The 26089-nt window shown below is 73.1% G+C and carries 27 protein-coding genes and 1 pseudogene; 12 read left to right on the top strand and 16 right to left on the bottom strand.

The genetic code is table 11. The annotated features are described in order from the left end of the window. Nucleotides 1-21: 21 nt before the first annotated feature. On the bottom strand, nt 22-1194 hold the full coding sequence (locus tag ABT299_RS00865; RefSeq protein ID WP_500249312.1) for an epoxide hydrolase family protein: 1173 nt from the start codon (nt 1192-1194) through the stop codon (nt 22-24). Nucleotides 1195-1276: 82 nt separating this feature from the next. On the opposite strand from ABT299_RS00865, the gene ABT299_RS00860 reads away from it, so the two are divergent. Further along, nucleotides 1277-1852 (top strand): CGNR zinc finger domain-containing protein, encoded by a 576-nt coding sequence (locus ABT299_RS00860; protein ID WP_190851783.1) that lies wholly within the window; start codon nt 1277-1279, stop codon nt 1850-1852. Between the two features lie 56 nt (nt 1853-1908). Here the strand turns inward: ABT299_RS00860 and ABT299_RS00855 are convergent, their stop codons facing one another. Together ABT299_RS00855 and ABT299_RS00850 are read right to left on the bottom strand one after the other, a co-directional pair. Then, nucleotides 1909-2646 carry an ATP-binding protein gene (locus ABT299_RS00855; protein ID WP_500249311.1) on the bottom strand — a complete coding sequence of 246 codons (738 nt, stop codon included), beginning with the start codon at nt 2644-2646 and terminating at the stop codon, nt 1909-1911. A gap of 83 nt (nt 2647-2729) precedes the next feature. Beyond that, entirely contained in the window at nt 2730-3500 is a 771-nt protein-coding gene (locus ABT299_RS00850; protein WP_500249310.1) for an MBL fold metallo-hydrolase, read from the bottom strand. Between the two features lie 108 nt (nt 3501-3608). Here ABT299_RS00850 and ABT299_RS00845 point away from each other — a divergent pair, with 108 nt between their 5' ends. Then, nucleotides 3609-4232: a tetratricopeptide repeat protein gene (locus ABT299_RS00845; protein ID WP_500249309.1), complete on the top strand. Its 624-nt coding sequence runs from the start codon at nt 3609-3611 to the stop codon at nt 4230-4232. Nucleotides 4233-4262: 30 nt separating this feature from the next. Here ABT299_RS00845 and ABT299_RS00840 read toward each other — a convergent pair whose 3' ends face one another. Continuing rightward, nucleotides 4263-4637, bottom strand: coding sequence for a MerR family transcriptional regulator (locus tag ABT299_RS00840; RefSeq protein WP_206699763.1), 375 nt, complete (start codon nt 4635-4637; stop codon nt 4263-4265). A 45-nt stretch (nt 4638-4682) separates the two neighbouring features. Here ABT299_RS00840 and ABT299_RS00835 point away from each other — a divergent pair, with 45 nt between their 5' ends. Continuing rightward, on the top strand, nt 4683-5558 hold the full coding sequence (locus tag ABT299_RS00835; protein WP_500249308.1) for an SDR family oxidoreductase: 876 nt from the start codon (nt 4683-4685) through the stop codon (nt 5556-5558). Nucleotides 5559-5599: 41 nt separating this feature from the next. Here the strand turns inward: ABT299_RS00835 and ABT299_RS00830 are convergent, their stop codons facing one another. From ABT299_RS00830 to ABT299_RS00810, 5 genes are all read right to left on the bottom strand, one after another. Next, nucleotides 5600-6781, bottom strand: a complete 1182-nt coding sequence (locus ABT299_RS00830) for an oxygenase MpaB family protein (protein ID WP_500249307.1) — start codon at nt 6779-6781, stop codon at nt 5600-5602. After that, a complete protein-coding gene (locus ABT299_RS00825) occupies nt 6774-7763 on the bottom strand; it encodes a polyprenyl synthetase family protein (RefSeq protein WP_500249306.1) in 990 nt (329 codons plus the stop codon). Before ABT299_RS00825 ends, ABT299_RS00830 begins: the two co-directional genes overlap by 8 nt. After that, nucleotides 7760-8044, bottom strand: a complete 285-nt coding sequence (locus ABT299_RS00820; RefSeq protein ID WP_190851797.1) for a hypothetical protein — start codon at nt 8042-8044, stop codon at nt 7760-7762. Before ABT299_RS00820 ends, ABT299_RS00825 begins: the two co-directional genes overlap by 4 nt. 147 nt (nt 8045-8191) lie before the next feature. Beyond that, on the bottom strand, nt 8192-10954 hold the full coding sequence (locus ABT299_RS00815) for a helix-turn-helix transcriptional regulator (RefSeq protein WP_190851799.1): 2763 nt from the start codon (nt 10952-10954) through the stop codon (nt 8192-8194). A 228-nt stretch (nt 10955-11182) separates the two neighbouring features. Continuing rightward, nucleotides 11183-11719: a GNAT family N-acetyltransferase gene (locus tag ABT299_RS00810; protein WP_387020188.1), complete on the bottom strand. Its 537-nt coding sequence runs from the start codon at nt 11717-11719 to the stop codon at nt 11183-11185. A gap of 216 nt (nt 11720-11935) precedes the next feature. On the opposite strand from ABT299_RS00810, the gene ABT299_RS00805 reads away from it, so the two are divergent. After that, nucleotides 11936-13528: an AMP-binding protein gene (locus tag ABT299_RS00805; protein ID WP_500249305.1), complete on the top strand. Its 1593-nt coding sequence runs from the start codon at nt 11936-11938 to the stop codon at nt 13526-13528. Nucleotides 13529-13572: 44 nt separating this feature from the next. Here ABT299_RS00805 and ABT299_RS00800 read toward each other — a convergent pair whose 3' ends face one another. The 5 genes from ABT299_RS00800 to ABT299_RS00780 all read right to left on the bottom strand — a co-directional run bounded on the left by ABT299_RS00800 (nt 13573) and on the right by ABT299_RS00780 (nt 16499). Then, a complete protein-coding gene (locus ABT299_RS00800; protein WP_500249304.1) occupies nt 13573-13731 on the bottom strand; it encodes a hypothetical protein in 159 nt (52 codons plus the stop codon). A gap of 40 nt (nt 13732-13771) precedes the next feature. Next, nucleotides 13772-13912, bottom strand: coding sequence for a hypothetical protein (locus ABT299_RS00795; protein ID WP_500249303.1), 141 nt, complete (start codon nt 13910-13912; stop codon nt 13772-13774). A 1-nt stretch (nt 13913) separates the two neighbouring features. After that, nucleotides 13914-14132: an SDR family oxidoreductase gene (locus ABT299_RS00790; protein WP_500249410.1), complete on the bottom strand. Its 219-nt coding sequence runs from the start codon at nt 14130-14132 to the stop codon at nt 13914-13916. 92 nt (nt 14133-14224) lie between these two features. After that, complete coding sequence (locus ABT299_RS00785) at nt 14225-15742, bottom strand: FAD-dependent oxidoreductase (RefSeq protein ID WP_500249302.1); 1518 nt, start codon at nt 15740-15742, stop codon at nt 14225-14227. 121 nt (nt 15743-15863) lie between these two features. After that, nucleotides 15864-16499, bottom strand: a complete 636-nt coding sequence (locus ABT299_RS00780) for a methyltransferase domain-containing protein (RefSeq protein ID WP_500249301.1) — start codon at nt 16497-16499, stop codon at nt 15864-15866. A 91-nt stretch (nt 16500-16590) separates the two neighbouring features. On the opposite strand from ABT299_RS00780, the gene ABT299_RS00775 reads away from it, so the two are divergent. From ABT299_RS00775 to ABT299_RS00760, 4 genes are all read left to right on the top strand, one after another. After that, nucleotides 16591-17307 carry an ArsR/SmtB family transcription factor gene (locus tag ABT299_RS00775; protein WP_387020205.1) on the top strand — a complete coding sequence of 239 codons (717 nt, stop codon included), beginning with the start codon at nt 16591-16593 and terminating at the stop codon, nt 17305-17307. Between the two features lie 102 nt (nt 17308-17409). After that, complete coding sequence (locus tag ABT299_RS00770) at nt 17410-17814, top strand: VOC family protein (protein ID WP_190851813.1); 405 nt, start codon at nt 17410-17412, stop codon at nt 17812-17814. Nucleotides 17815-17860: 46 nt separating this feature from the next. Next, nucleotides 17861-18199 carry a YciI family protein gene (locus tag ABT299_RS00765; RefSeq protein WP_500249300.1) on the top strand — a complete coding sequence of 113 codons (339 nt, stop codon included), beginning with the start codon at nt 17861-17863 and terminating at the stop codon, nt 18197-18199. Between the two features lie 5 nt (nt 18200-18204). Beyond that, nucleotides 18205-19476, top strand: a complete 1272-nt coding sequence (locus ABT299_RS00760; RefSeq protein WP_500249299.1) for an RNA polymerase sigma factor — start codon at nt 18205-18207, stop codon at nt 19474-19476. Nucleotides 19477-20091: 615 nt separating this feature from the next. Here the strand turns inward: ABT299_RS00760 and ABT299_RS00755 are convergent. Further along, nucleotides 20092-20343: a DUF4873 domain-containing protein gene (locus ABT299_RS00755; RefSeq protein WP_433236898.1), complete on the bottom strand. Its 252-nt coding sequence runs from the start codon at nt 20341-20343 to the stop codon at nt 20092-20094. 165 nt (nt 20344-20508) lie between these two features. Beyond that, entirely contained in the window at nt 20509-21102 is a 594-nt protein-coding gene (locus ABT299_RS00750; protein WP_190851819.1) for a TetR/AcrR family transcriptional regulator, read from the bottom strand. A gap of 92 nt (nt 21103-21194) precedes the next feature. Between ABT299_RS00750 and ABT299_RS00745 the strand changes: the two are divergent. From ABT299_RS00745 to ABT299_RS00730, 4 genes and pseudogenes are all read left to right on the top strand, one after another. Continuing rightward, a pseudogene (locus ABT299_RS00745) lies at nt 21195-21653 on the top strand (DJ-1/PfpI family protein); the annotation flags it as partial. Between the two features lie 7 nt (nt 21654-21660). Next, nucleotides 21661-22044: a helix-turn-helix domain-containing protein gene (locus tag ABT299_RS00740; RefSeq protein WP_500249298.1), complete on the top strand. Its 384-nt coding sequence runs from the start codon at nt 21661-21663 to the stop codon at nt 22042-22044. Between the two features lie 63 nt (nt 22045-22107). Continuing rightward, a complete protein-coding gene (locus ABT299_RS00735) occupies nt 22108-24948 on the top strand; it encodes an AAA family ATPase (RefSeq protein ID WP_500249297.1) in 2841 nt (946 codons plus the stop codon). A 109-nt stretch (nt 24949-25057) separates the two neighbouring features. Further along, nucleotides 25058-26071, top strand: coding sequence for an alpha/beta hydrolase (locus ABT299_RS00730; protein WP_500249296.1), 1014 nt, complete (start codon nt 25058-25060; stop codon nt 26069-26071). Nucleotides 26072-26089 lie beyond the last annotated feature (18 nt).

Raw genomic sequence — 26089 nt, 5'->3', positions numbered from 1 at the left:
GTTCTCCGGCCCGACCCGCGTTCAGCGATGAGCGGCCAGCACTGCCCCGAGGCCCGCCTGAAGGTCCTTGACGAAGAACTCGGGCACCTCCAGCGACGGGAAATGCCCCCCGCTTTCAGGCGACCTCCATCGGACGATCTGCCGGTACCGTTCCTGCGCCCAGGGTCGCGGACACTTCTCGATGTCGCGGGGATACATCGTGATCGCCGACGGGACGTCGACCCGGAGTTCGGGGTCGAGCGAGTTGTGGCTCTCGTAGTAGATGCGGGCCGCCGATGCGCCGGTCCGCGTCAGCCAATAGAGGGTGACGTCGTCGAGAACGCGGTCTCTGGAAATCGTCTCGAACGGGCTGTCCTCGGTGTCCGACCATTCGGCGAACTTGTCGAGGATCCAGGCGAGAAGCCCGACCGGTGAGTCGACGAGCGAGTAGCCGATGGTCTGCGGCCGGGTCGCCTGCTGCTTCGCGTACGCCGCGCGGCGGTGCCAGAAATCGCGGGTTTCCTCGGTCCACCTGCGCTCGACCGCCGTCAGCCCGTCCGTCGCCAGCCCGGGCGGCGCCTCCGCGAACGTCGAGTGGATGCCGATAACGTGCTCCGGGAACCTGCCGCCGAGAACCGTGGTGATATTGCCGCCCCAGTCGCCGCCGTGCGCGAGGAACTCGCTGTAGCCGAGCCTCCCCATCAGTTCCACCCATGCGGCCGCGATCCTTTCGGTTCCCCATCCGGTGGCGGTCGGTTTGTCGCTGTGGCCGAAGCCCGGCAGCGAGGGGGCCACGACGTGGAACGCCGGCGCGTCCGCGTCTTTCGGATCCGCCAGCTCGTCCACCACATCGACGAACTCGGCAATACTGCCCGGCCAGCCGTGCGTCAGGATCAGCGGGGTGGCGTCCGCGCGCGCTGATCGGCGGTGCAGGAAATGAATCCCTAGGCCGTCGATGGTCGTGCGGAACTGGCCGAGCCGGTTGAGGCGCTCTTCGAAGGACCGCCACTCGTACCCGGTGCGCCAGTAGTTCACGAGGTCGGCGAGATCGGCGAGGGGAACGCCCTGATCCCATCGGCCAGCGCCCGGCGCGGCGCGGTGGACCGTCTCGGCCTCCGGTAGCCGCGCCGCGGCCAGCCGCGCACGCAGATCGTCGAGGTCGGCGTCGGTCGCGCGGGCTTCGAACGCTCGCACGTCGCTGGTCGGACGGGACATGGGACCTCCTGGCCATCACGGAACCGGCTAAGACGGTTCTAACATGGCGTCCTGCCGGCGTGCAACCGGCTAAGGTGGTTCCATGCCTGCTGGGTTCCCTGAGTTCCGCCTCGGTAGCGTGCTGGCGACCAGCTTCACGGCGACCCTGACGGAGCGCCGCGGCGACGCCGTGGAGCGCATTCCCACACCGCAGCGGCTCGTCGACTGGCTGGCGGTGAACGGCCTCGCCGTGGACTCCTGCACCGCCGCCCAGCTCGACCTCGCTCGGGAACTGAGGGAGTCGATCCACCTCGCTGCGACGGCGGCCGCGCTCCAGGACGCTCTTCCCGCGTCCGCCGTCCAAGTCATCAACGACCGCAGCGTTCAGGGCCGGGCCGCGGCGATCCTGACGCCCGAGGGCAAGCGGCAGTGGCGGCTCGGCTCGTCCTCCCGCGTGGAAGACGCGCTCAGCGTCATCGCCGCCGATGCGATCGAGATCATCGCGGGCGAGCGGGACGGGAAATTGGCCCTGTGCGCGTCACCGACCTGCCAAGCCGCCTTCTTCGACACCAGCCAGAGCCGCACCCGTAAATGGTGCGACATGAACACGTGCGGGAACCGTCAGAAGAAAGCGCGCTTCAATGCCAGGAAGCGCGAACACCCCGGTTCAGCGGAGTGATCCTGGCCGGAGCTTGTCACGGTGGGGTCGGGCGGAGGGCGATGTCGTCATCGCTGTCAGAACCCAGCCTGATGAGCAACTCGTCGCAGAACACCTCGAGAGGGGCACGGGAGAGCGCGGCGGCGGGCTCGCGGAGCCTGCCCAGGCCGCGGTCGAGCGGCTCGCCGCGGCGTTCGATGAGGCCGTCGGGACAGCTCCCAGCCGCTTGCTCGGGATCCGTGGGCGCCGGCGTAGACGCAGGTGCCGGTCGCCTCCTGGACCAGGGGCCGGTTCGCCATGTCGAGGTGGCGCAGGACCTCTTCGGGCGGCTCCTGGCAGACCACCGAGATGCCGCGCAACATGCTGCTCAGCCGGCTCATGGTGGCGGTCGCGTCGATGTCGCTGCCGGTGACGTCCCCGATGACCACGGCGGTGCCGCCGTCCGGGAGGGCGAAACCGTCGCACCAGTCGCCGCCCACCTGCGCGGTGATGGACGCCAGCCGCTCGACGAGGTAGAGGCCCCGTCCGGTATCGGTGTACGGATGACGGCGCCGCGGCACCAGCCCGCGACGCGGATCGCCGTCGACGACCCGGGCGTGGACCGTGCCGTCCACGGACCGGGCCGACACCCCGACCTCGGTGCGCGTATGGAGTACCGCGTTGGTCACCAGCTCGCCGACCAGCAGCTCGGCGGTGCACACGACGTCCAGGGCGACGCTTGCCGCCAGCCGGTCCCGGACGAATTCCCGGGCGTGTGCCGCACTCTCCGGCAGCGCGGGAAACGTCCGCTGCGGTCCTCCCTCCAGCTCACCCATGTGGTCAGTGTGGTCCCGACCGATGGTCGAAGTCCCGATCGTCGGCGCGTGCCATTCGATTACCTTCGGTGAGATTCCCCTGCTCAGCCGACGGAGAAGGCGGCCCCAGGAGCGGCGTGTTCGATCGGACCGTCGAAACGTGTCGAGGCACGGGCCACCGCCTGCTCCGGAGTGAGGAATCGCCCGACGTGGGTGACGACCAGTCGTCCCGCCTTGGCGGAACGGGCGGTGTCACCCGCGTCCTCCGGCGTGTGGTGCACCTGCTCGCCCGCAGCCGGGGGCCGGGCGCTCTCGGCCTCGCACAGCAGCACGTCGCACCCCTCGGCCAGGGTCGTCAAGCCAGGGCAGGGGGCCGTGTCCCCGGAGTACACCAGCGAGCGGCCCTCGGCCTCCACGCGCAGACCGAAGGCCGGCATGCCGTGCGCCACCGCCCGGCTGGCCAGCGTGAGCGCGCCGACCCGCACCTCGTGCCCGTCGTGCAGTTCCTCGATGGCGAATGCGGATTCGACCGGGCTGCGGGTGGAGGTGTTGGTGAGGAAGTGCGCCAGCCGATCGGCGACGCCCGGCGGGCCGTAGAGGGGGATGGGAGCGGCGAGCTCGATGTCGGCGTAGAGCGCGCCGTAGTAGGCGGTGAGCAGGTCCGCGCTGTGATCGGCGTGCAGATGCGAGATCCAGATCGCGTCGAGCTCGTCCAGCCGGACGTACCGCTGCAACTGAGCCAGCGTCCCGCTGCCCGCGTCCACCCACACCCGAGCGCCTCCGCCGGACACCAGGTAACCCGAACAAGGATTGTCCACAGTCGGGTACGGCGTAGCGCAACCCAGGACCGTGAAACAGAGAGAATCGCTGGTCATCCGCGAAGTCTAGAACGCGTGATCCACAGGTCTCGAAGCTACCTCCGAGCCACCGACAGGTGTACCGCCGGCATTGCTCGGTGATCGAGATCGGGGCAGCATTCGATCGTGCAGGACACCTACGAACAGGGCGAGGCCCTGTACTTCGGCGGAGAGTATGCCGAGGCCGAACCCTTACTCCGCCGCGCTGCCGAAGAAGGGCATGCGCACGCCCCGTACCGGTTGGGGCGCTGCTATCAAGAACTCGGCCGTCTGGAGGAGGCCGTGCGCTGGCTGCGTGTCGCCGCGGAGGGCGGTGACACCCTGGCGATGAACGATCTGGCGCTCTGCTTGGAGGACGGCGACCGAGCCGAGGCCGTCGTCTGGATGCGCCGTGCGGCCGAAACGGGCTCCCAGACCACCGCCGCATACAACCTGGGCGTCTTCCTAGAGGAGGACGGGAATCTGCAGGAGGCGGAGCACTGGTATCGGCAGGCGGCCAATTGCCTCTACTTTCCGGCGGGCCGCAACCGGCTGGCCCTGCTGCTGGAACTGACGGGCCGCGACGATGAGGCGGAGACCTGGTATCGGACGGCCCTGGAGGAAATGGCCGCGCATGAGGACCCCGACGACCACGACGAGGACTACCGGGCCAACACGGACATCATGCTCAATCTTGCTGAGCTTCTGGAGCGCACTGGTCGGCGCGGCGAAGCCTGCGGTCTGCGTCGGCATGCCGCCGGCCGTGCCTGAAGAAGACGCTCGGTTCCGGCGGGTGGCGGCTCAGGTTTCGCGGACGAAGGTCGCGCAGTCCGGGCAGTCGTCGAGATAGCGATGCCGGCACTCGGCGGTGTGCCGCAGGAAGGTGATCGCCTGCCGCCTCTGGGCGATGTCTCTTTCGAGTTCGGCGATCTTCGCCTTCACGACCGCCTGTGCCGCCGACTTCTTCGGCGCCATGGCGGCGGTGACCTCGGGCAGCGAGAGCCCGACCCGCCGCAGTTTCAGGACCGTGCGCGCCTGCTCCACGGCGTTGTCGTCGTAGACGCGGTAGCCGTTGCCGTCGCGGCGCACGGTGAGCGCTCCGACGTCCTCCCAGTGCCGCAGCACGTGCGCTTCGATTCCGAGTTCCGCGGCCACTTCCCCGATCGTCTTCACCACGCGCGCCTTGCCTTCATGTCGACCTGAACCCTTAGCGTCTCGATCATGCCTGACACCACCGGCCCCACGGGCTCCGCATGCCGTTCATCGATCCTGGTCACCGGCGCGACCGGCAACCTCGGCCGTGAGGTCGTCGACCGTCTCCGAGCACACGGCGCGCGTGTACGCGGCCTTGCGCGGGACCAGGGCGGGCCGCGCCCCGGAGTCGAGTGGGCGGTCGGCGACCTCACGGACCCCGCCGCCATGCGTGCGGCGCTCGCGGGGATCGACGCCGTCTTCCTGATCTGGCCGTTGCTCGACTCGGCCCCTGCCGAGGCCCTGATCGCGGAACTCGGCGCGGCGGCGCCGCGCGTCGTCTACCTTTCCTCGACGGCGATCGACGACGCGGCCGCTCGCCAGAGCGATCCCATCGTCCAGGTGCACGCAGACATGGAAGTCCTGCTCCGCGATGCCGGTCTGCGGCCCACGGTGCTGCGAAGCGACACGCTGGCCTCCAACGCCCGTGGCTGGGCGCCGCAGTTGCGGGCAGGCGACGTGGTGTCAGGCCCCGAGATCGCGCGCACGGCCGTCGTCGACGAGCGCGATGTCGCCGATGCGGCGGTGGCCGCGCTGCTCGGGCGCCACGACCGGCGCGAACCGTACTTGCTGACGGGCCCCGAGGTGCTGAGCCGCGCCGACCAGGTGGCGCTCCTCGGTGCCGCGCTCGGGCGCCGTCTGCGGTTCCATGCGGTCACCGCCGACCTCGCCCGGTCGCGGATGCTCGCGGACGGCCGTCCCGAGCGGCTGGTGGAAGCGCTGATCGCCGCCTCGCTGCACCGGCCGGAGTCGAACCGCGTCACCGACCATGTCGAGCGCCTCACCGGCCGGCCCGCCGGCACCTTCGCGAGGTGGGCCGTCGACCATGCCGCCGAGTTCAGCTGACGGAAGGACGCCCGGTCATCGTGGAAGGGGACGGCGCGGCCTCAAGGAGTGGTGATGGGTGGTGGCGGGCTCCACCGGCTGGTGGCGGGGACGCCGTGAGCGGGTTTGAGGTCTTCGGGGAGGGCGTAGTGCATGACCCGGCCGCGCGTGAGGGACGTCAGTTCCAGGCGGGTGACCAGGCGTCCGAGACGGTCGGACGCCTGGGCGGCCCACGGGCCCCGGTCCTCGAAGCGCTCGATGACGCCGAGCAGCGCGGGGGCGACCTTGATGATGTCGTCCCAGCGGGATCGGGGGACCTGGAGCCAGTCGGCGGCGGTATCGCCGATCAGGAAGCGGATCAGGGCCGGTACGACCGGGTCCAGCAGGGTGCCCGGGACGACCTCCTCGTACAGCCCGATCAGCTGGCGGGTCAGGTGCGCGCCCTCGTCGGAGGGGCCCATGTGGCGCAGCATGTAGCGGTCGGAGAACTCGCGGGCGGCCTGCAGGTCCGGCGGGATGGCGGCGTGGTCGCAGCCCAGGATCGCGCCGACCACGCGCCAGGCGTAGTAGTAGGCCTCGGCGCCCTGCGGCGTCATGTGGACGCCGAGGCGGTGCAGGGCGTCCAGGACCTGGATGCTGAACATCATCAGCCCGCCGAGCATGTCCTCCTGGCAGATCGCCACGGGCTCGGGCCAGCGGCCGGCCTCGCGCAGGTGGCGGCGGATGGAGGCGTGCAGCAGCCGCACCTTCTGCGCGGACGGCAGGAACCGTCCGCCGGCCTCGAAGGCGTCCGGCTGCATGAGGTAGACGGTGAACTGTCCGGTCTCGGCCATGCGGCGGGACGGGTAGTCGAGCGAATGCGTCGCCGACAGCAGCCTCGCCACGTGCGGGACCATGTAGCAGGCCGGCATCGACGCGAACGACAGCGCGGTGGAGATGTGCACGTCGTTGTCGATGAAGAACCGGCGGGCCTCTTCCATCACCGCCCAGTCGACCCAGTCGGGCGCGGTGGCGGTGGCGTGCAGGTAGTCGCGGGCGGGCTCGGGCAGCCCGTCGGGGAGCGGTTGCCCGGACGTGGTGAACCAGCGCATCAGCGTGTTGAACCGCGCGACGTCGCCGCCGGTGAACAGCGCCTCCACGGTCGCGTCGGCCAACTCGTCGCCCCGGAGCCGCAGGGCGTCCATGAAGGCGTCGTCGTAGCGGCCGGTGTCCGCCGGGTCGGGGGAGGCCGGGGCGTCAGGCATCTGCGGTCACCTCATCGATCAGAAGGGTCAGGGCGCGGGCCGTCTCGGGCGCGAGCCGGACGCGGGCCAGCGCCGCCCGCGCGGCGCCGGCCCGTTCGCCGATCATCTGCCGCACCTGGTCGGCGGCACCGGAGCGGCCCATGATCTGCCGGACCCGGTCGGCCTCGGCGCCGCCGACCGGGCCGCGCAGCAACTCCCGCAGCTCCTCGCGATCGTCCCGGCCGGCGCGTTCGAGGGTGAGGGCCAGCAGCGCGGTCGGCTTGCGGCCCGCCAGGTCGTCGAGGTCGGACTTGCCGGTCACGTCCGGGTCGCCGAACACGCCCCACAGGTCGTCGCGGAGCTGGAACGCCTCGCCCAGCGGACGCGTGTACCCGGCCAGCGCCTCCAGCGTCGCCGGAGCGGCGCCGCCCAGCACCGCGCCGATCCGCAGCGGCCACTCCACGGTGTAGGAGGCGGTCTTGAACCGGACGATCCGCAGCGACCGCCGGACGTCGGCGGGCCCGCCGGTGCTCAGCAGCTCCAGGCACTCACCGGCGATCAGCTCCCGGCCCATCGCCGTCCACATCGACACCGCACGTCCCAGGAACGCGCGCGGCAGCCCCGAGGCGTGGAACAGATGCCCGGCCCAGCCCAGCAGCAGGTCGCCGACCATGATCGCCAGGCCGTCGCCGAGCCGCTCGTGGGCCGTGGTGCGGCCCCGCCGCAGCGGGCTCCGGTCGATGATGTCGTCGTGGACGATCGCCGCCGCGTGCACCAGCTCCAGTGCCGCGGCGGCCCGCACCATCGACTCGGCGTCGGGCTGTCCGGCCGCCCGCCACCCCCAGTAGCAGAACGCGGGACGGATCCGCTTGCCGCCCGCCACCGACAGGCGCGCCTGCTCGGCGACCGGCGCCAGGTCCGCGTCCAGCGCCACCAGCTCGGCGACCTCGGCATCGAGGAACTGCTCCAGCGCGAGGTCGACCCGGGCCCGCAGCTCGTTCATCGGGTCCGATCGTGTGCCGCGCCCCGGTCGCCGCGACCACCGCGTTCGCCGGGAACACCGCGTTCGCCGGCCCGCCGGGCCAGGACCTCCATGTGGGGCTCGGACCTCGCCGCCGTCCGGGCCCACGCCAGCTCGCCGCGCGCCCGCAGCTCCCGGCGGACCTCGCCCAGGCCCGGCAGCCGCCGCAGGACGCTCCGCGCGCCGTCCAGCACCGCGTCGGCGACGCCCGCCGCCAGATACACCACCTCGTCGTGCGGTTTGACGGTCTCATCGCGACTCATCGGCACTCACCGTTCCGTAGGCGACACCGAAAGTAGTAACACGAGGTCCGGGAGCTCGTCCCGGGAACGAGCGGTCAGGAACAACCGCCTATCTCCGAGGCCATACGGGGGCGGGATCGCGAGCCGCCGCCGGCCCGGTCCGCCGGGCTAGGTCGCGACGAGGCGGCTGAGCGGGACGCCGTCGAGCTGCTTGCGCGAGCTCACGTTGAGCTTGGCGAAGACCTTGCTCAGGTGGTACTCCACCGTCCGCGGGCTGATGAACAGCTGGGCGGCGATCTCGGGGTTGGACAGGCCGTCGCGGGCCAGCCGGGCGATCTGCGCCTCCTGGGCGGTGAGCTCGCCGGGGGCGTCCGCGCCGCGCCTGCGGGCGGTCGCCCCGGTGGCCAGCAGCTCGCGGCCGGCCCGCCGGGCGAACGCCCGCATGCCGATGCCGGTGAACATGTCGTGGGCCTCGCGCAGGTGCGTCCGCGCGTCGGTCCGCCGCCCCTCGCGGCGCAGCCACTCGCCGTACAGCAGGTGCGCGCGGGCCTGCTCGGACCGGAACCCGGCACGGCCGAGCCGCTCGACCGCCTCGCGGTACCCGCGCTCGGCGTCCTCGCCCTCGCCGAGCAGCGCCCGGGACCGCGCGTGGATCCCCTGCGCCCAGTCGGTTCCCGCGACGGCGGTCACCTCGGTGAGCCGGGCGAGCGCGTCCCTGGCCGCCCCGTGCCGCCCGCTCCGGCAGGCCGCCTCGATCAGCTCGGGGAGGGCCCACATGGAGACGTACAGTTCAGGCGCCTGCTCCGCGGCCTGACGTGCCTTCACCAGCGCTTCCTCGTAGGCGCCGAGCCCGTTGAGGAGGACGGCGGAGATCCACTGCGCCATCTGGACGCCGCTCCCTTGGCCCGCGGCCTGGGCGGCGGCGGCCACGTCCTCGATCGTCGAGGCGTCCTCGGCCTCGTCCCCCCGGTAGCCGGCCAGGATCAGGGCCGCGTGGCGGACGAAGCCCGCGCCCGTCGCCGCCGCGAGCTCCTTCTCCTCCGCGGCCAGCGAGACGGCCGCCGCGAAATCGCCCCGCCAGATCGCCATCACCGCCATCGGCCCCAGGTAGAGCGCCAGCTGCGTGAGCATGCCCGTCTCCCGGCAGATCCGGACGTCGCGGGCCAGGATCGCGCGCCAGTGCTCCTCGTCCCACACCAGTGCCGCTGCGGCCAGCGCCACCCGGCTGCACTGAAGGCGCTCCGCCAGGGGGACGTCCTCTTCGGCGACGACCCGCGCCGCCTCCCTCAGCACCGGCGCCGCCTCCGCGCGTCCCTCGGTGACGAGCAGGGACAGCCCGTCCACCAGCAGGTCCAGCGGACGGGGCTCGCCCGCGGGCGACGGGGCGGACCGCGCGGCCTGGGAGACCTCGTGCAGGTCGCCGGCGCCCGCTGACCGGCCCGCGTAGACGGCGGCGAACCACGCGTCGAGGTACGTCTGCCGCGCGAGGGCGACGTCCAGCGTCTCCAACTGCTTGGCCGCCTTCAGCAGCAGCGCCGGAGCGTCGCCGCCCCGGCCGGACGCGAACGCGAGCCGCCCGCGCAGCAGGGCCGCGCGGGCTTGTTGGAGCTCGTCCTGGGGACCCGCCATCGCGACGGCGAGCAGCTCCGCCGCGGCGCCCAGCCCGCCGGCCTGGAAACTCGCCTGCGCCGCCTCCAAAGCGCGCTCGGACCGCCGGACAGGCTCCTCTGTCAGCTCCACCGCGCGCCGCAGGAACGCCGCCGCCGCGGCCGCGCCGCCGCGGGCCTGCGCCCGGTCCGCCGACCGCTCGAGCTCCGCGGCCACCTCGTCGTCGGGACCGGACGTGGCCGCCGCCCGGTGCCATGCCCACCGGTCCGGATCGCGGTCGCGGTCGGTCACCTCGGCCAGCGCCCGGTGCGCCGCCCGCCGCTCCGACGGCGACGCCGCCGAGTACACCGCCGACCGCACGAGCGGATGCCGGAACCGGACCAGCGTCCCGGCCTGCAGCAGCCCGTCGGCCTCGGCGGCCTCCGCGGCCGCCGCCGGGACGCCGAGCCGTCCGGCCGCCCGCCAGATCAGCGCCGGATCGCCGGCCGCCTCCACCGCCGCGACCAGCATCAGCGACCGCGTGTCGGCCGGCAGCGCCTCCAGCCGGCGGCGGAAGCCGCGCTCGATCCGCTCCGGCACCGGCTGCGCCCCGACCGGCCCGAGCCCGCCCGCCAGCTGCGCCGGGTCCAGCCCCCGCGGCAGCTCCAGCAGCGCCAGCGGGTTGCCGTTCGTCTCGGCCAGGATCCGGTCCTGGACCGGCTCGTCGAGCCGGAACCGGACGACCGACCGCAGCAGCATGCGGGCGTGCTGGTCCGGCAGCCCCCGCACCTCCAGATCCGTGAGCCCCCGGTACTCCTCGCCGGGCTCGCGGGCGGCGAAGATCAGCCCCACCGGCTCGGCCAGCAGCCGCCGCGCCGCGAACCCCAGCGCCTGCGCGGACGCCCGGTCCAGCCACTGCACGTCGTCGATCACGCACAGCAGCGGTCGTTCCTCCGCCGCCTCCGCCAGCAGCGTCAGCACCGCCAGGCCGACGAGGAACCGCGCCGGCGCGGGACCCTCCCGCAGCCCGAACGCGACGCTCAGCGCGTCGCGCTGCGGACCCGGGAGGGCGTCGAGCCGGTCGAGCAGCGGCACGCACAGCAGGTGCAGCCCGGCGTACGTCAGCTCCATCTCCGATTCCAGCCCCGCCGCCCGGGCGACCCGCATGTCCGCCGCCGCGCCGACCGCGTACTCCAGCAGCGCCGACTTGCCGACCCCGGCCTCGCCCCGCATCACCAGCGCCCGCCCGCGCCCCGCCCGGAGATCCTCCAGCAGGCCGTCGAGGGCCGCGCGCTCGGGCAGCCTGTCCAACAGCGCCGGCGCCGGCTCAGGTCCCGTCCGCATGCCGTTCTCCCTACGCGATTCAGAGTCAGCCCGCCAGCGTGGCCGAACAGAGGAGGCCCTCCGGTGGCCGGGCCGCACGCGTTGGCGCGTCCGTGCAGGCCAAACCACCCGGAACAAGTTATAGCCGCTGATGTCGCCGGGGCCGTCCTGCCCGGGTGGTGCGGCCGGGACGTGGCGCGATGCCCGAGCGGTCGGCAGGGGACGCCTCCCAGCGCCCGCCTCGGCCTGTCAGAGGGCTTCCTCTCTGAGAAGGGAGCCGCACCAGGCGTCGACCCTCGTCCCCCGATGGACGAGCCGTTTGCGGAGCGTGGCCTCGATCAGGAATCCGGCCTTCTCCGCGACGCGGCGCGAAGCGAGATTGCCGACCTCGCAACGCCACTCGATCAACTCCAAGTCCAGCTCGACGAAGGCCCACCGGCAGACGGCCCGGACCGCGTCGCAGGCGACCCCTCGTCCACGTGCCTCAGGAGCGACCCAGTACCCGATCTCGGACGACCCTTTCCGGCCCAATCCCAGCCCCACCCGGCCCAGAGGAGCCCCGGTGGCGGTCTCCTCGACGAGAAGCTCCAGCCGCCGTCCCGTGGTACCGCCGGCTATGGCGATCTCCTCGACGAAGAACGCGGCGTCCTCCATGCGGTAGGGCGACGGCAATTGCACGAACTGCTGCATCGCCGGGTCCAGGGACACTTCGTAAACCCACGGGATATCCGCCGGCACGAACGGCCGCAATCGCAGCCATCCCGCTTCGATCACATGCGGATCCATCTCCGGATCATCGCGAAGCCGTCCCGGCCGGCGCAACGGGAAAAAGAACGGCCCGGCCCAGTGGGCGGATGCCGGTCGCCGGCTCAGGGGAGGAGGCCGTGCCTTCTGGCGATGACCACGCCTCGTGCCGGGTCCCGGCGCCGAGGAGGCGCAGGCGGCATCAATGCCCTCTTCGGAGGGTAGGCGTGTCGCGCGCCACAGCGCAGAGTATGGCTTATGCCTACATCGGATGACACATCACAGACCGGCGGGGACTCCGCGGGCGCCGCCGCACGGACGGCCGCGCGGGTCGAGTCCTGGCTGGCCGACTTCGACGCGGCCGGGGCGTGCGCGGCGCATCTGCTGTGCGACCGCCATGACCCGTCCGCCGTCGCGTTCACCTTCGTCGAGCCCGATCTGAGCGCTCGCGATCTCACCTACGGCGAACTGGCCGAGGCGTCCAAGCGGCTGGCCGCGGCGCTCGCGGCGCGCGGGGTGGCCGCCGGAGACAACGTCGCGGTGCTGATGGGCAAGCGGTCCGAGCTGGTGGTGACGCTGCTGGCGATCTGGCGGCTGGGCGCGGTGCACGTGCCCTTGTTCACCGCGTTCGCCGCACCGGCGATCGAGATGCGGGTCAGGGCCGCCGACGTCCGGCTCATCGTCACCGAGCCGAGCCAGCACGGGAAGATCGAGGGCCTGCTCCGGGACGGCGTGACCGCGCTGGTCACCGGGCCGGACCTCGACGCGCTCGTCACCGGCTGCGCGCCGCTGGCCGAGGCCGCGGCCGTCGGCGGGAGCGGGACCCTGATCCGGCTGTTCACCAGCGGCACCACCGGTGAGCCCAAGGGAGTCCCGGTGCCGCTCAAGGCGCTGGCCGCCTTCTCCTGCTACATGCACTACGGGCTCGACGTCACCGCCGAGGACGTGTTCTGGAACGCCGCCGACCCCGGCTGGGCCTACGGGCTGTACTACGGCATCGTCGGGCCGCTGGCGCTCGGGCGGCGCAACCTGCTCCTGAACGCCGGATTTACCGCCGGGAGCACGATCGCGGTGCTCAAGGAGTTCGGGGTGACCAACTTCGCCGCGGCACCGACCGTGTACAGGGCCCTGCGCCAGGAGAGCACCGACGGGGCCCGCCTGCGCCGCGCCTCCTCGGCCGGGGAGCCGCTGACCCCCGACGTCCTGGCGTGGGCGGCGGGCGCGCTCGGCGTCGAGGTCCGCGACCACTACGGGCAGACCGAGCACGGCATGGTGATCGCCAACGCCTGGCACCCCGACCTGGCCGCGCCCGTCAAGCCCGGCTCCATGGGCCGGCCGCTGCCGGGGTTCACCGCCGGGGTCGTCGACGGCACGATCGCCCTCGACGCCACCGCCAGCCCCCTGATGTGGTTCACGGGCTACGACGGCGCACCGGAGAGGACCGCCGAGCGGTTCACGCCCGACGGCCGCTGGTACCTGACCGGCGACGTCGGCACCGCGGACGAGGACGGGCACTACTTCTTCTCCGCCCGCGACGACGACCTCATCCTGATGGCCGGCTACCGGATCTCCCCGCTCGACGTCGAGAGCGCGCTGATCACCCATCCGGCCGTCGCCGACGTGGCCGTGGTCGGACGCCCCGACGAGCTGCGCGGAGAGGTCGTGGAGGCCTTCGTCGTCCTGACCGGCGACGCCGCGGGCTCTCCCGACCTCGTCGCCGACCTGCAGCAGCGGGTCCGCACCGGCTACTCCGCCCACGCCTACCCCCGCCGCGTCCACTTCGTCGACTCCCTGCCCAAGACCCCCAGCGGCAAGGTCCAGCGCTTCCTCCTGCGCAGGCTCGACGGCTGACGCACCTCTCCTGCGCGGCGGCCGGTTCCCTCCGCGAACGCGGGCTACCCGTCCAGGCCGGCGATGACCTGGGGGCCGTATCCGGCGGCGGCCAAGGGGGCGCGGACGTCGGTCTCCAGGTCGGGGAGGGAGCCAATGAGGACGTCGGCGGGGCCGTCGATCCACGCCTCGTGGAGGGCGGCGGGCAGAAGTTGTGGTGCCATTCGGGGACGGGGAAGAGGTCGCCGCGCCAGCCGCGCCCCATCAGCTCCTCGGGGTGGCCGGTGGCCAGGCTCCGCTGCGGCCGGACGGCGCGGGAGACCGCCCGAGCCGTTCGACGATCGCGCGTCCGCCGAAGGCGTGCGACTTGATCGGGGTGGTCAGCCGCAGCGGGTACCAGTTCATGTCACAGGATCGGCCGGCCGCCGGTGACGGTGATGCGGGCGCCGGAGACGTAGCCGGCCTCGTCGGCGGCGAGCATCACATAGACGGGGGCGAGTTCGGCGGGTTGCCCGGGACGCCCGAGGGGCGTCCCGGTGCCGAACTGCTCCACGTCGTACGGCGGCATGGTGGAGGGGAACAGCGGCGTCCGGATCGGGCCGGGAGCGACGCTGTTGACCCGGATGCCGCGCGGCCGTGCGACTACCCGAGCGCCTGCGTTCTGTACGTCCGCAGAGGGCCGATGACGCGTTCTTTACGAGTTGCTCCGGAACGCGGCTACCGGGTCACGGAGGGATCGTCGGCCGCCGGGAGCGAGGTGATGGCGGGTCCCTGCAAGACCGACCCGTCCAGGGCGAAGCGGCAGCCGTGGCAGGGGCACTCCCAGACCCGTTCGGTGTCGTTGAAGCGCACCAGGCAGCCCGAGTGGGGGCAGTGCGGCGACAGCACGTGCACGTCGCCGTCGTCGTCCTTGTAGATCGCCTGGAGCCGGCCGTTGTGGTGCAGGACGGCGCCCGACCCCGTCCGGAGGTCGTCGGCGTTCCCGGTCATGGCGTGCAGGTGATCCATCACCTTCCGCTTCGCCTTGGTCACCACGGTCTGGGAGACCGCGCTCACCTCCGGCCGCGGGTGCTCCCGAGTGGGGGAGTAGAGGTCCGCCCATGGGGAGTCCTGTCCGCAGATGAGCCGCGTGAGCAGACGGCCTGACATGACCCCGTGGCTCATGCCCGAGCGCGCGTATCCCGTGGCGACGTACAGGTGGTCCTCGACGCGCCCGACGTAGGGGACCTTGTCGGCGGTGTCGAGGTCCTGCGCCGACCACCAGTAGGCGACGTCGTCGATCCGGAAGTGCTGCCGGGTCCATTCGACCAGGCGCCGCTGCCGGTCGGCGACGTCGGTGGTGCCCGGCGGGAACGACTCGCCGGTGACCAGCAGCAGCCGCTGCCCGTCCCGGTAGGGCGCGGTCCGCACCGAGCGCGTGTTCTCCTCCCGGGTGATGTACAGGGCACCCGGGTCGGACTCGGCCGCGATCGGCGCGGCGACCACCAGCTCGCGGAGCGGCGTCAGCCGCGAGTCGAGCAGCCGGGTGCCGAGCGCCGGGAAGAGGGTCGCCACCACCACGTCCCGGGCCCGCACCGTCCCGCCCGTATCGGTCGCCACCCGTGACGGCCGGCCCTGGCTCAGCTCGACCGCGCGGCTGCGTTCGTAGATCCGCCCGCCCGCACTCGTGAACCGTTCGGCCAAAGCCAGAAGGTAGCGCCGGGGATGGAACTGCACCTGGTCCTCGACCCGCAGCGCGCCCGCCACCGGGTAGGGTAGGTCCGTGCCGGTCACGAAGGACGCCGGCAGCCCCGCCTCCCGCGCGGCCTCGGCCTCGGCCCGCAGGTCGTCCACCCGGTCCGGACGTTCCACGTAGACGTGGGACGGGCGCCGCTCGATGTCGGCTTCGATCCCCAGCCGCTCCGCCGTGGCGACGACGTGGTCGACCGCCTCCTGCTGCGAACGGGCGTACAGCCGCGCCGTGTCCGCGCCGTAGGAGTCGCGCAACTGCGCGAAGATCCATGGATGCGCCGCCGACAGCCGGCCGGTGGTGTAGCCGGTGACGCCGGCCGCGATCCGATCGGCCTCCAGCAGGACGACCGATCGGCCGGCCTGGACCAGTTCCCACGCGGTGGCGATTCCGGCGATCCCTCCGCCGATGACCACCACGTCCGCCTCGGCGTCCTCTTCGAGCACCGGGTAGGACCTCGGCTGCGTCGACGCCATCCAGTACGACTGAGCGGTTCCCTCGACCATGCGGCTCCTTCGTCCTCGACGTGCCGGAACTTTGCCCCGCCATTGCCTGTCAAACACGAGAAGCCGAAACCCGCGGCAGCGAGATGGGCGCTCAACGAGTCGGCCGTTACGGGGCGGGCGCTCAGATGCGGCGGGCGGTAATCCAGGTGAAGGGCTGCACGCTGCCCGCCGGAGTGCGGTGCTGGTGACGGCGGCTGTGCAGGAGGACGAAGGCGTCGCCGAGTTCGGCGGCCAGTTCCTCGGCCGTCCAGCGGGTGACGGGCAGTCCGGAGCAGTGGGTCGGGCCGTCGGCGGCGAAGGTGCCGAGCACCACGATGGCGCCGGGTTCAGTGGCTTGGCGCAGGGCGGCCAGGTAGGTCGCCCGGTCGGCGGGGTCGGTGAGGAAGTGGAACACCGCCCGGTCGTGCCACACCGCCCACGTCCGGGTGGGCTGCCAGGTCAGCAGGTCGGCGCGGACCCAGGTGACGGTTTCTGCGGCGGCCCCCGATGCGCTCTCGGCCGCGCGGCGGGCGGCCGCCAATGCTCGGCCGGACACGTCCAGCACCGTGACGTCGGCGAAGCCGGCCTCGACCAGCCGGGCGGCCAGCGGGGACGCGCCGCCGCCCACGTCGATCACCCCGGCGCGCCGGTCGCCGACGGCTTGCAGGATCAGGTCCAGGGACGGCCGCGGCCGCTGCTGGAACCAGCTCACCTGGTCCGGGTCGCGCTCGCGGTACACGTCCTCCCAATGCCCGGCGGATCCGGGGTCGTCGCTCATGCCCGCCTCCGATGGTGGTTCTCGACGGCCCTGCACCGTCCTCCTCGTCTACAATATTCCAAGGATTATTGGAATAGCCTGGTGGGGTGGCATGTCGAGCGCGAAGGCGCGGGTGTACGCGGGGTTCGCGAGGATCGGGAAGGCGCTGTCCAATCCGGCCCGGCTGGAACTGCTGGACCTGCTGGCGCAGGGGGAGCGCGGTGTGGAGGAGCTGGCGGCCGCCGCCGGGATGAAGGTCTCCAACACCTCCGCCCAGCTCAAGGAACTGGCCGGGGCCGGGTTGGTGGCCTCGAGCAGGTCCGGCACCCGGGTCGTCTACCGCTTGGCCGACGCACAAGTCGGGGTGTTCGTCGAGCAGGCCAAGCATCTCGCGCACGCCCGGCTGCCCGAGGTCCGCGACGCCGCCCGCGCATGGCTGGGCGAGGTCGACCATCTGGAGCCGGTCACCCGCGACGAACTGGCCCGCCTCCTGGACGGCATCGGCGGCGGGGACGGCGACGACGGCGGGGTGGTGGTGCTGGACGTCCGCCCGTCCGCCGAGTACGCCGCCGCGCACCTGCCGGGCGCGCGCAGCATCCCGGTCGACCAGCTCGCCGGCCGGCTGGACGAACTCCCCGCCGAGGCCGAGATCGTGGCCTACTGCCGAGGACGCTACTGCCTGATGTCGCTGGAAGCGGTCCGGCTGCTGCGCAGCCACGGCCGCAGGGCCCGTCCGCTGTTGTCCGGCGTGGCCGAATGGTGCGCCGACGGCCACCCTGTCACCAGCGGTGCCCCGGCCGATGCCGGCGACGTGGCCGGCGGATGCTGAGCGGGTGCGCATTGCGGCATTTCTTTCGCGAGGTGTCGGATCGGGGGAGTCGCCGTTCGTCTTGGTGGTGACACGAGATCCGCCTACGCAAAGGAGCCGGAGATGCCTCCGACGCTGAACACGATCGACGTCATCGTGTCCGACATCGACGCGGCGATCGCCTTCTACCGCCGCCTCGGCGTGGACTTCACCGTCGACCCCGCCTACCCCGACCACGCGGGCTGCGACCTGCCGAACGGCCTGCACCTCATGCTGGACACCGAGAAGTTCCGCGCCTCGGCCCAGACCTCGGGCTGGACGCGTCCCGAGGGCGACCCCCGCTCCTTCCTGGCCTTCGAGTTCCCCGCCCCCGCCGACGTCGACGCCATGTACGCCGAGCTGACCGGCGCCGGCCACCGCGGGATCCAGGAGCCGTGGGACGCCTTCTGGGGAATGCGGTACGCCACCGTCGCCGATCCCGACGGCAACGGCGTCGACCTGTACTGCCCCCTGTCCGCCGGCCGGTAGCCGCCGGCCGACCGGAGATCAGGGGCCACAGGGAAGGATCGAGACCGTGAAGTACGTGCTGATGTTCGTCGAGACCGAGGCGTTCGCGCGCGAGCTGGAGGCGATGACCGACAGCGAGCGGCAGGCGGCGTTCGAGCGGGTCGGGCAGTGGTTCGCCGACCACGCCGCCCACATCACCCACCACGCCCACCTGCGGCCGGCCGAGACCGCGACCACGGTGCGGCTCGAGGACGGCGGGCCGGTCGTCACCGACGGGCCGTTCGTGGAGGGCAAGGAGGTCGTCTCCGGCTATGCCGAGGTCGACGTCGAGGACCTGGACCAGGCCCTGGCCATCGCCCGCGACTGGCCGGCCTGCCCCGTCCTCGAGATCCGTCCCATCGACTGAGCGCCGTGCCCGACCACCGTCCCGACCCGCCCCGCCCCGCGCACGGCGATGTGCGCGGCGATGTGCACGGTGAGCTGGCCCGCGTGGTGCGCGAGCACGCGGGCCGGCTCACGGCCTGCCTGGTGCGGGTGCTGGGCGACTTCGCCGCCGCCGAGGACGTCGTCGCCGACGCGGTGGAGACCGCGCTGCGCCGCTGGCCCGCCGAGGGCGTCCCCGACCGTCCCGACGCATGGCTTCTGACGGTCGCGCGGCGGCGCGGCATCGACGTGCTGCGCCGCCAGGCGAACTACCGCGACAAGCTCGCCCGGCTGGACTGGCCGCCGCAGCCCGACCCCGACGACCGGCTGAAGCTGATCTTCACCTGCTGCCATCCCGCGCTGCCCCGGGAGGCGCAGATCGCGCTCACGCTCCGGACCGTGTGCGGCCTGACCACCGCCCAGATCGCCGCCGCGCTCGTGGTCGGCGAATCCGCCGTCGCCCAGCGCATCTCCCGCGCCAAACGCAAGATCGCCGCCGCCGGCATCCCCTACCGGATCCCCGGCGACACCGAACTGCCCGGCCGGCTCGACCAGGTGCTGACCGTGGTCTACCTGCTGTTCAACGAGGGCTACCTGACCAGCGCCGGCGACCGGCCCCGGGCCGCCCACCTGGCGGACGACGCCGAATGGCTCGCCGCCCAGCTCGCCTGGCTCATGCCCAAGCAGCCCGAGGTCCTCGGCCTGCTCGCCCTCATCCGCCTCCACCAGGCCCGCTCCGCCGCCCGCTTCACCCCCGCCGGCGACCTCGTCCCGCTCCGCGACCAGGACCGGAGCCGCTGGGACCACGCCGCCATCGGCGAGGCCATCGGCCTGCTGGAACGCGCCGCCACCGCCAAGCGCCCCGGCCCCCACCAGGTGCAGGCCGCGATCGTCGCCTGCCACGCCGAAGCCCGCACCTGGGACGACACCGACTGGGCCCAGATCCTGGTGCTCTACGACATCCTCCTCGCGCTGGCGCCGTCCCCGGTCCACCGCCTGCACCGCGCCATCGCCGTCCACCACGCCCCGCCGCCTCGCGGCGGCCCGTCCAACGCACTGGCCGCCCTCAACGCCCTGTCCGCGACCGACCTGCGCATCCTGGAGCGCTACCCGCTCTACCACGCCACCCGCGCCGAACTGCTGCGCGCCGTCGGCGACGACAACGCCGCCCGAGCCGCCGACCAGCAGGCCTTGGCGCAGACCCGCAACCCCGCCCAGCAGTCCCTCCTCCAACACCGACTCGACCAACCCCTCACCTGACCCCCGCCCGCGACCCGGCCGCCCTCGACTGACACCGATCACGTCAGCGGCCTGCGGGCTTCCAGGTGCGGGCGGCGGTTCACCGGCCCTTCCACACGGGCTCGCGCTTTTCCATGAAGGGCGCGGCGCCTTCGGCATGACCGCGTTGACCAGGCCGAGTTCTGCGGTTTCTCGGCGGCCACGATGACGTCGCAGCCGAGCAGCAGTTCGAGGCCGCCGCCGACCGCGGTGCCCGACCACCGGAACGGTGAGTTCGCCCCGCAGCAGCCGATCGAAGCCCGCCATTCCTTCGGGCGAGCCGAGCGCTGCGACCACGCGTGCCGTGCTCTGGAACGCGGGCGGTGAGCGAGGTGAGCGGCTCGGCGGCCCCGACTCCCAGCGACCGCCCCGCCGGACCGCTGTCCGAACTCGGCAGCGCCGATCCCGGCTTCGACGCCTCGCTGGCCGCCTATGCGACCTTCGGCAGGCTCGGCGGCTATCTCTGGAGCGGAATCAGCCCACGGACCGCGACATCCGCCGCATCACGGCGTTCTGCCTCCGCATGTTCACCCCGGTGAACGGCGAGTCGGCATAGCGGCGCCGCCGGCCGCGCCGCGCGCGCACCCGGACCTTACCTCAGGCGAAGGGCGGCGGACCGCTTCCGACCAGGGTGATGACGTCGGACCAGGCTTCCGAACCGCCGAGCGTGACCTGCGCCTCGCGGCCGTCCGGAAGTCTCAGCGTCCGGTCGTGGGCGTCGTCGGCGTCGAAGTCGGCGATGGTCGCGGTTCCGGACCACTCCCGCTGCTTGGCGCGCAGATCGACGTAGACCTCGGTCTCGATGCCGCCGCTGTTGATCAGGGTGGCGGGCCCCCGGTACCGGCTCATGCCCGGATCGTCTCATCGGGGCCGGCGTGACGTGTGTTCATGAGGACGCACCCTAGCGTTCGGGTCGGACGTTCCCGGCCGCGCCGCTTCCCAGGGCTCGATGCGCTCTCCCAGGGGCCGGCGGCGGGAGTCGGCGCCCGACGCGGTCGCCGGGCCTGCGGCATCCTATGCGGCGCAGTAGGACGGCAGGCCGGCGCGGGAGGTCTCGGCAATGGCACGCAGCCGCTCGGCGGAGACGCCCTGACGGCTGAGCTGGATCAGTCCCTGCGAGACCAGCACGATGTGAGCCGCGAGAACCTCGATCTCCTCGTCGGCCGGGCCGGGGCGGGAGGCCGCCGCGCGGATCCGGGCGGCGACGCCGGACTCCATCCGCTCGGTCGTCCGGCGCGTGATCGCGACGACCTCGGGGACACGGGTGCCGAGCTGGGCCATGCTGTTGATCATCAGGCAGCCGCGGCGGCCGGGCTGGGCGGCGCAGTCGGCGATGACCGCCTCGAAGTACGCGCTCACCGCGGACGCGACCGATCCGGGCGCCTTCACGGCCTCGCACACGAACTCGGCCCGCTGCTCGCAGTACCGCTCGAACAGCCGGAGGAACAAGCCCTTCTTGCTGCCGTAGGCGGCGTAGATGCTGCCGTTGCCGACGCCTGTCGCGGCGGAGACGTCGTCCACGGACGTGCGATCGAACCCGTTGCTCCAGAACAGGTCCGTCGCCGCGTCGAGCAGGGCCGGTTCGTCGAACCGTCGGGGACGTGCCATGGGGGCATGCTACCCAAGGGCACCCCCGGTCACGATCCGGTCATCGTCGGCGAAATTGATTTTGGAGCCGTTACTCCATAACCTGACCTGCCATGAGCCGACAATCACCGGCCGCGCGGCGACGTATCGGCTTCCTGGTCTTCGACGGAATCAAGATGCTCGACCTCGCCGGACCGGCGGAGGTCTTCGTCGAGGCCGACCAGTCCCTGTCGGCCTACGACGTCGTACTCGTGTCACCCGATGGGCGGGACGTCACCACCTCGATCGGCGCGCGCGTCGGCGTGCGGTGCGCGGCCGGGGACGCCGGGCGGTTCGACACGGTCATCATCCCCGGCAGCGAACTCCCGGCCGACGCCTTCTGCACGCCGGAGGTGCTCGCGGCCGCCCGGACCCTCGCCGCCGGCGCCCGGCGCCTGACGTCGATCTGCAGCGGGGCCTTCGTCCTGGCGGAACCGGGGTTCCTGGACGGCAGGCGGGCGACGACGCACTGGAAGTTCACCAAGGACCTGGCTCGGCGGCATCCCGACGTCCTGGTGGAACCCGACTCCATCTTCGTCCGTGACGGCAACGTCTACACCTCTGCCGGCGTCGCCGCCGGCGTCGACCTCGCGCGGCCCCGTCGTCCGTGCCGTCGCGGACCTGATCTGGGCCGACCCCGCTCATCTCTACACCGTGCGGGAACTCGCCGCCCACGCCGGGATCAGCGTCCGGCACCTGACCCGGCTTTTCCGCTCGGAACTGGAGAGCTCGCCCGCCGAGTACGTCGCCTTCGTGCGCTTCTCCGTGGCGCGGGACAGCCTGGAGGCCGGCCGCACGGTGACGGAGACCGCCGGCGTCGCGGGATACGGCAGCTACGAGGCCATGCGGCGCGCCTTCGTGACGCGCCTGCATTCGTGGCCCACGGAGAGGGGCGCCCTGCCCCGCTCGGAAACCAGACTTTGAGAGAGACACGATCGCGGACAACGCCCGATCCGGGAGGTGCGCGACAGACGAGGAGGGAGTGCCGTGGACAGGACGGAACGGGCCGCCGATCCCCGCGAAGCCGGGTCCGGAGGCACGGGGGCCGTCCGGCCGGGGGAGTCGTCCCTGCTCGGCCGCCGTGCGGAGCTGACGCGCGCCCTCGCGGCGGGCGGGCCGGACACCGGCGGCCCGCGCGGGCTGCTCGTGCTCGGTGAAGCGGGCATCGGCAAGAGCGCGCTGCTCGCCGCCGCGACCGAGCACCTGAAGCGGACGGGCGTCCTCGTCCTGCGCGCCTGGGGGAGCGAGGCCGAGTCGCCGTACTCCTTCGCCTGCCTGCACCAGCTCCTGTTCCCGCTGTTCCCGCGCATGGACGTCCTGCCGGAGCATCTGCGGGCGACGCTGGAGACGGTCTTCGGGATGACGCCCGCGATGCGGCCACCGGATCCGATGCACCTGCGCGTCGCGGTGCTGACACTGCTCGGCGACGTCTCGGCACGGCAGCCCGTCGCGCTCGTCATCGATGACGCCCAGCATCTGGACCGCGACTCGGCGGACGTGCTCGGGTTCGCCCTGCGCCGCCTCGTCGGCGCGAGCGTGTCGATCCTGGTGGCCGCGCGCGGCCATGCGGACCTGCACCAGGTGTTCACCGAGCTGCCCCTCCTCGGGCTGGGGCCGCTCGGCGAGCAGGACGCCGCGCGACTGCTGGACGCCCAGCCGCTGCCGCCGACCGGCCGGGCCCGCCTGGAGCTCCTCCGGCAGGCCCGCGGCAATCCACTGGCGATCATCGAGTTGTGCCGGGCCGCCGGCCGCGACCGTCCCGGCCCCGGCGACGGTCCGGCGGCCGGCGGCTCGTGGACACGGGAGGTCTACGCCGGCCGGCTGCGGGCGCTGCCGCCGGCCACGCGGCGGGCGCTCCTGTACGCCGCCGCCGGCGAGCAGGAGGACCTGGCGACGGTGATGCGCGCCGCCGGGTACGGCTCCGACCTCGGGGTCTGGCGGCCCGCCGAGGAGGCGGGCCTGATTGCCGTCTCCGCGGACCGGGTGGACTTCCACCATCCGCTGGTCCGCGCGGCGGCCTACTGGCAACCGGCCGCTCAGCTCCGCCAGGAGGCGCACCGCGACCTCGCCGGAGCGCTCGCCGACGCCCCCGAGCGGCGCGCCTGGCACCGGGCCGGCGCCTGCGTCGGCCCCGACGAGCCGGTCGCCGCGGCCCTGGAGGATTCCGCCGGCCAGGCCGGACGCGGCGCCGGATGGGGCGCCGCGGCGCGGACGCTGCAGCGCGCGGCCGAGCTCAGCCCGGACCCGGCGGACCGGGCCCGCCGGTACGCCAGGGCGCTGCACGCGGCCGACATGGCCGGGGACCGCACCTGGGTCCGCGAACTGGCCGCCAGGATCGTGCCCCTGACCCGCGACCCCGACCTGCTCGGGATCGCGGCCGGCGGCTCCGCGCTGGCGCTGTCGCTGTCCGCCCGCCAGCGCGAGGCGCTCCGGCTGCTGCTCACCACGCTGGAACACACCCCGCCGGCGGACGGCCGGACCCGGCTCGCCCTGGTCTCGGTGCTCGGCGCGGTCGCGCACCAGTCCGGCCTGCCGGAGGCACGGCGGCCCCTGAGGCGTCTCCTGCGCGACGTCCGGATCGAGCCCGGCGCGTCGCTGCTGCGGTCGACCATGGACGACGACGCCTGCGACGCGGTCAGTGACGCGGTCCTCGCCACGGCCGACCCGGCCGTGGCCCCCGCGCTGCTCAGGCGGCCCCGGCGCCCGGACGCACCGCAGCCGGACGACCCCGCGTACGCCGTCCGGTTGCTGGCCACGGGCACGGTCGCCTGGTACGCCGACGAGCCGGGGCTGTGCGCCGACTCCCTGCGGCAGGCCCTGGACGTCCTGCGCCCAGCCGGTGCGGAGGGGGCGGCGGCGAACCACCTGATCCCGCTGGCTGCGTCCCTGATCGACACCGGCCGATGGGCCGAGGCCGATGCCGCGCTGGAGGAGGCGGCGTCCATCGCGGCGGTGCACGGACTCGCCCACGTGGAGATCGACACCGCCGCCCTGCGCGCGACGCTCGCCGGGCTCCGCGGCCGTCCGTTCGCGCTGCCCGGCTCGCTCTGGACGGCGATCGACCTGGACGAGAACCGGGCGACCCACGCGCACTTGCTACGGGCCGCCGCCGTACAGGCCGAGGCGGCGGGCGACCTCGACGAGGCGTTCCGCCATCTGCGCGGCCTCTTCGACGAGAACGGCACCCCGCTGCACCACGTCCTGTCGGCGCGGTCGATCGCGGACCTGATGGCGGTCGCGCGGCGGACGGGACGGCAACAGGAGATCGTCCCGCTGCTGGAGGCGGTGCGAGCGGGGGCGGGGCCGGATCCGACGAAGCGAACGGGGCTGCTGCTGCACCACGCCGAGGCCCTGGTGGACGACTCGCCGCGTGCCGAGCGGCATTTCCGTCTCGCGGTCATCGACCCCGCCGCGCAGCAGTGGCCGTTGGATCGGGGCCGGGCCCGGCTGCACTACGCGCAGTGGCTGCGCCGCAAGCGCCGCCCCTTGGACGCCCGCCCGCTGCTGGCCGCGGCCGCGGACACCTTCACCCGGCTCGGGGCGCACGCGGCGGCCGGGCAGGCGACCGCCGAGCTGCGGGCGAGCGGCGTTTCGTCTCCGCACGGTCCGCGAGCGTCCCATGGTGGCGGCGGCGTGGCGGATCCGCTGGGCGTCCTGACCGCGCAGCAGCAACAGATCGTCCGCCTGGCCGCCAAGGGGATGAGCAACCGCGAGATCGCCCGGCTGCTGACCCTCTCTCCGCGCACCATCGGCTCGCATCTGTACCAGGCGTATCCCAAGCTGGGGGTCAGCAACCGCCACCAGCTGCGCGACCTCGTCGAGGGCTGAGCATCCCTCGGCCGATGATGCGGCGGAAACCGACCGGACACGTGACGGTCGGCGGCCACTACAGTGGACCGGCCCGAGCGATTCCTCTCACATCAATGGCCAGGTGCGGATGAGTGGACGAACACCGCCGGCGGGCGGATGCGGCCGTGCCCGGCCGCCGTTCGTCCCGGACCCCCTCGTGCGCAGCCTCCTCGACGCGTCGGCGGCACCGCCCTACCTGCACCAGATCGGCCCCGTCGACGGGCGCCTCGCCCTGCTGGAGTCGCAGGGGAACGCGCCCGACGACCCCCGCGTGGAGGCCGCCTTCCATGCCGCGCCGGTCGGGCCGTCCGGGCTGACCGGTCTGTGGATCTTCCGCCCGGCCGCCGTCCCCGGCCCGCTGCCCGCCGTGCTCTACCTGCATGGCGGCCGGTGGATGCTGGGGGACGCGCACACGCACTGGCGGCTGATCAGTGCGCTGGTCAAGGTCAGCGGCGCAGCGTTCGTGGTCCCCGAGTACACCCGCACCCCCGAGGCGCGTTACCCCGTCGCCATCGAGGAGTGCTATGCGGTGCTGGAGTGGGCCGCCCGGAATGCCGGTGAACTGGCCCTGCGGGGCGACCGGATCGCGGTCGCCGGCGACTGCGCCGGCGCCACCATGGCGACCGCGCTGGCGATGCTGGCCAAGCGGCGCGGCGGACCGCGGCTGCGCGCCCAGCTGCTGTACTACGCGATGACCGACCCGCGGTGCGACAGCGACTCCCAGGAGCAGTTCGCCGAGGGGCACCTGCTGACGCGCGCGGCGCTGAAGTGGTACTGGCGGCAGTACGGCGGCGGCGAACGGGAGCTCGCCGAGCCGGTCGCCGCGCCGTCGCGCGCCACCGCCGACGATCTGGCCGGGCTGCCGCCCACGCTGATCGTTTCCGCGGAGGGGGACATCGTCCGCGACGAGGCCGAGCAGTACGCGCGTCACCTGCGGCGCGCCGGCGTCGCGGTGACGTCCGTCCGCTACCTCGGCATGGTGCACGACTTCGTGTCGCTGGCCGCCCTTGAGCCCAGCCCGTCCGCGCACGCCGCCATCAAGCAGGGCGGTTCCTTCGTCGCCGAAGCCCTGTCGGACCGCCCTCACGACCGACTCAAGTAGACCCGACTTAAGTAAGAC

Origin of the sequence: Spirillospora sp. NPDC000708 (assembly GCF_040299565.1) — a bacterium.
In the GTDB taxonomy this organism is placed as follows: domain Bacteria; phylum Actinomycetota; class Actinomycetes; order Streptosporangiales; family Streptosporangiaceae; genus Spirillospora.
The sequence above is the reverse complement of the archived record's forward strand: the minus strand, read 5'-3'. Positions and strand labels throughout refer to the sequence as shown.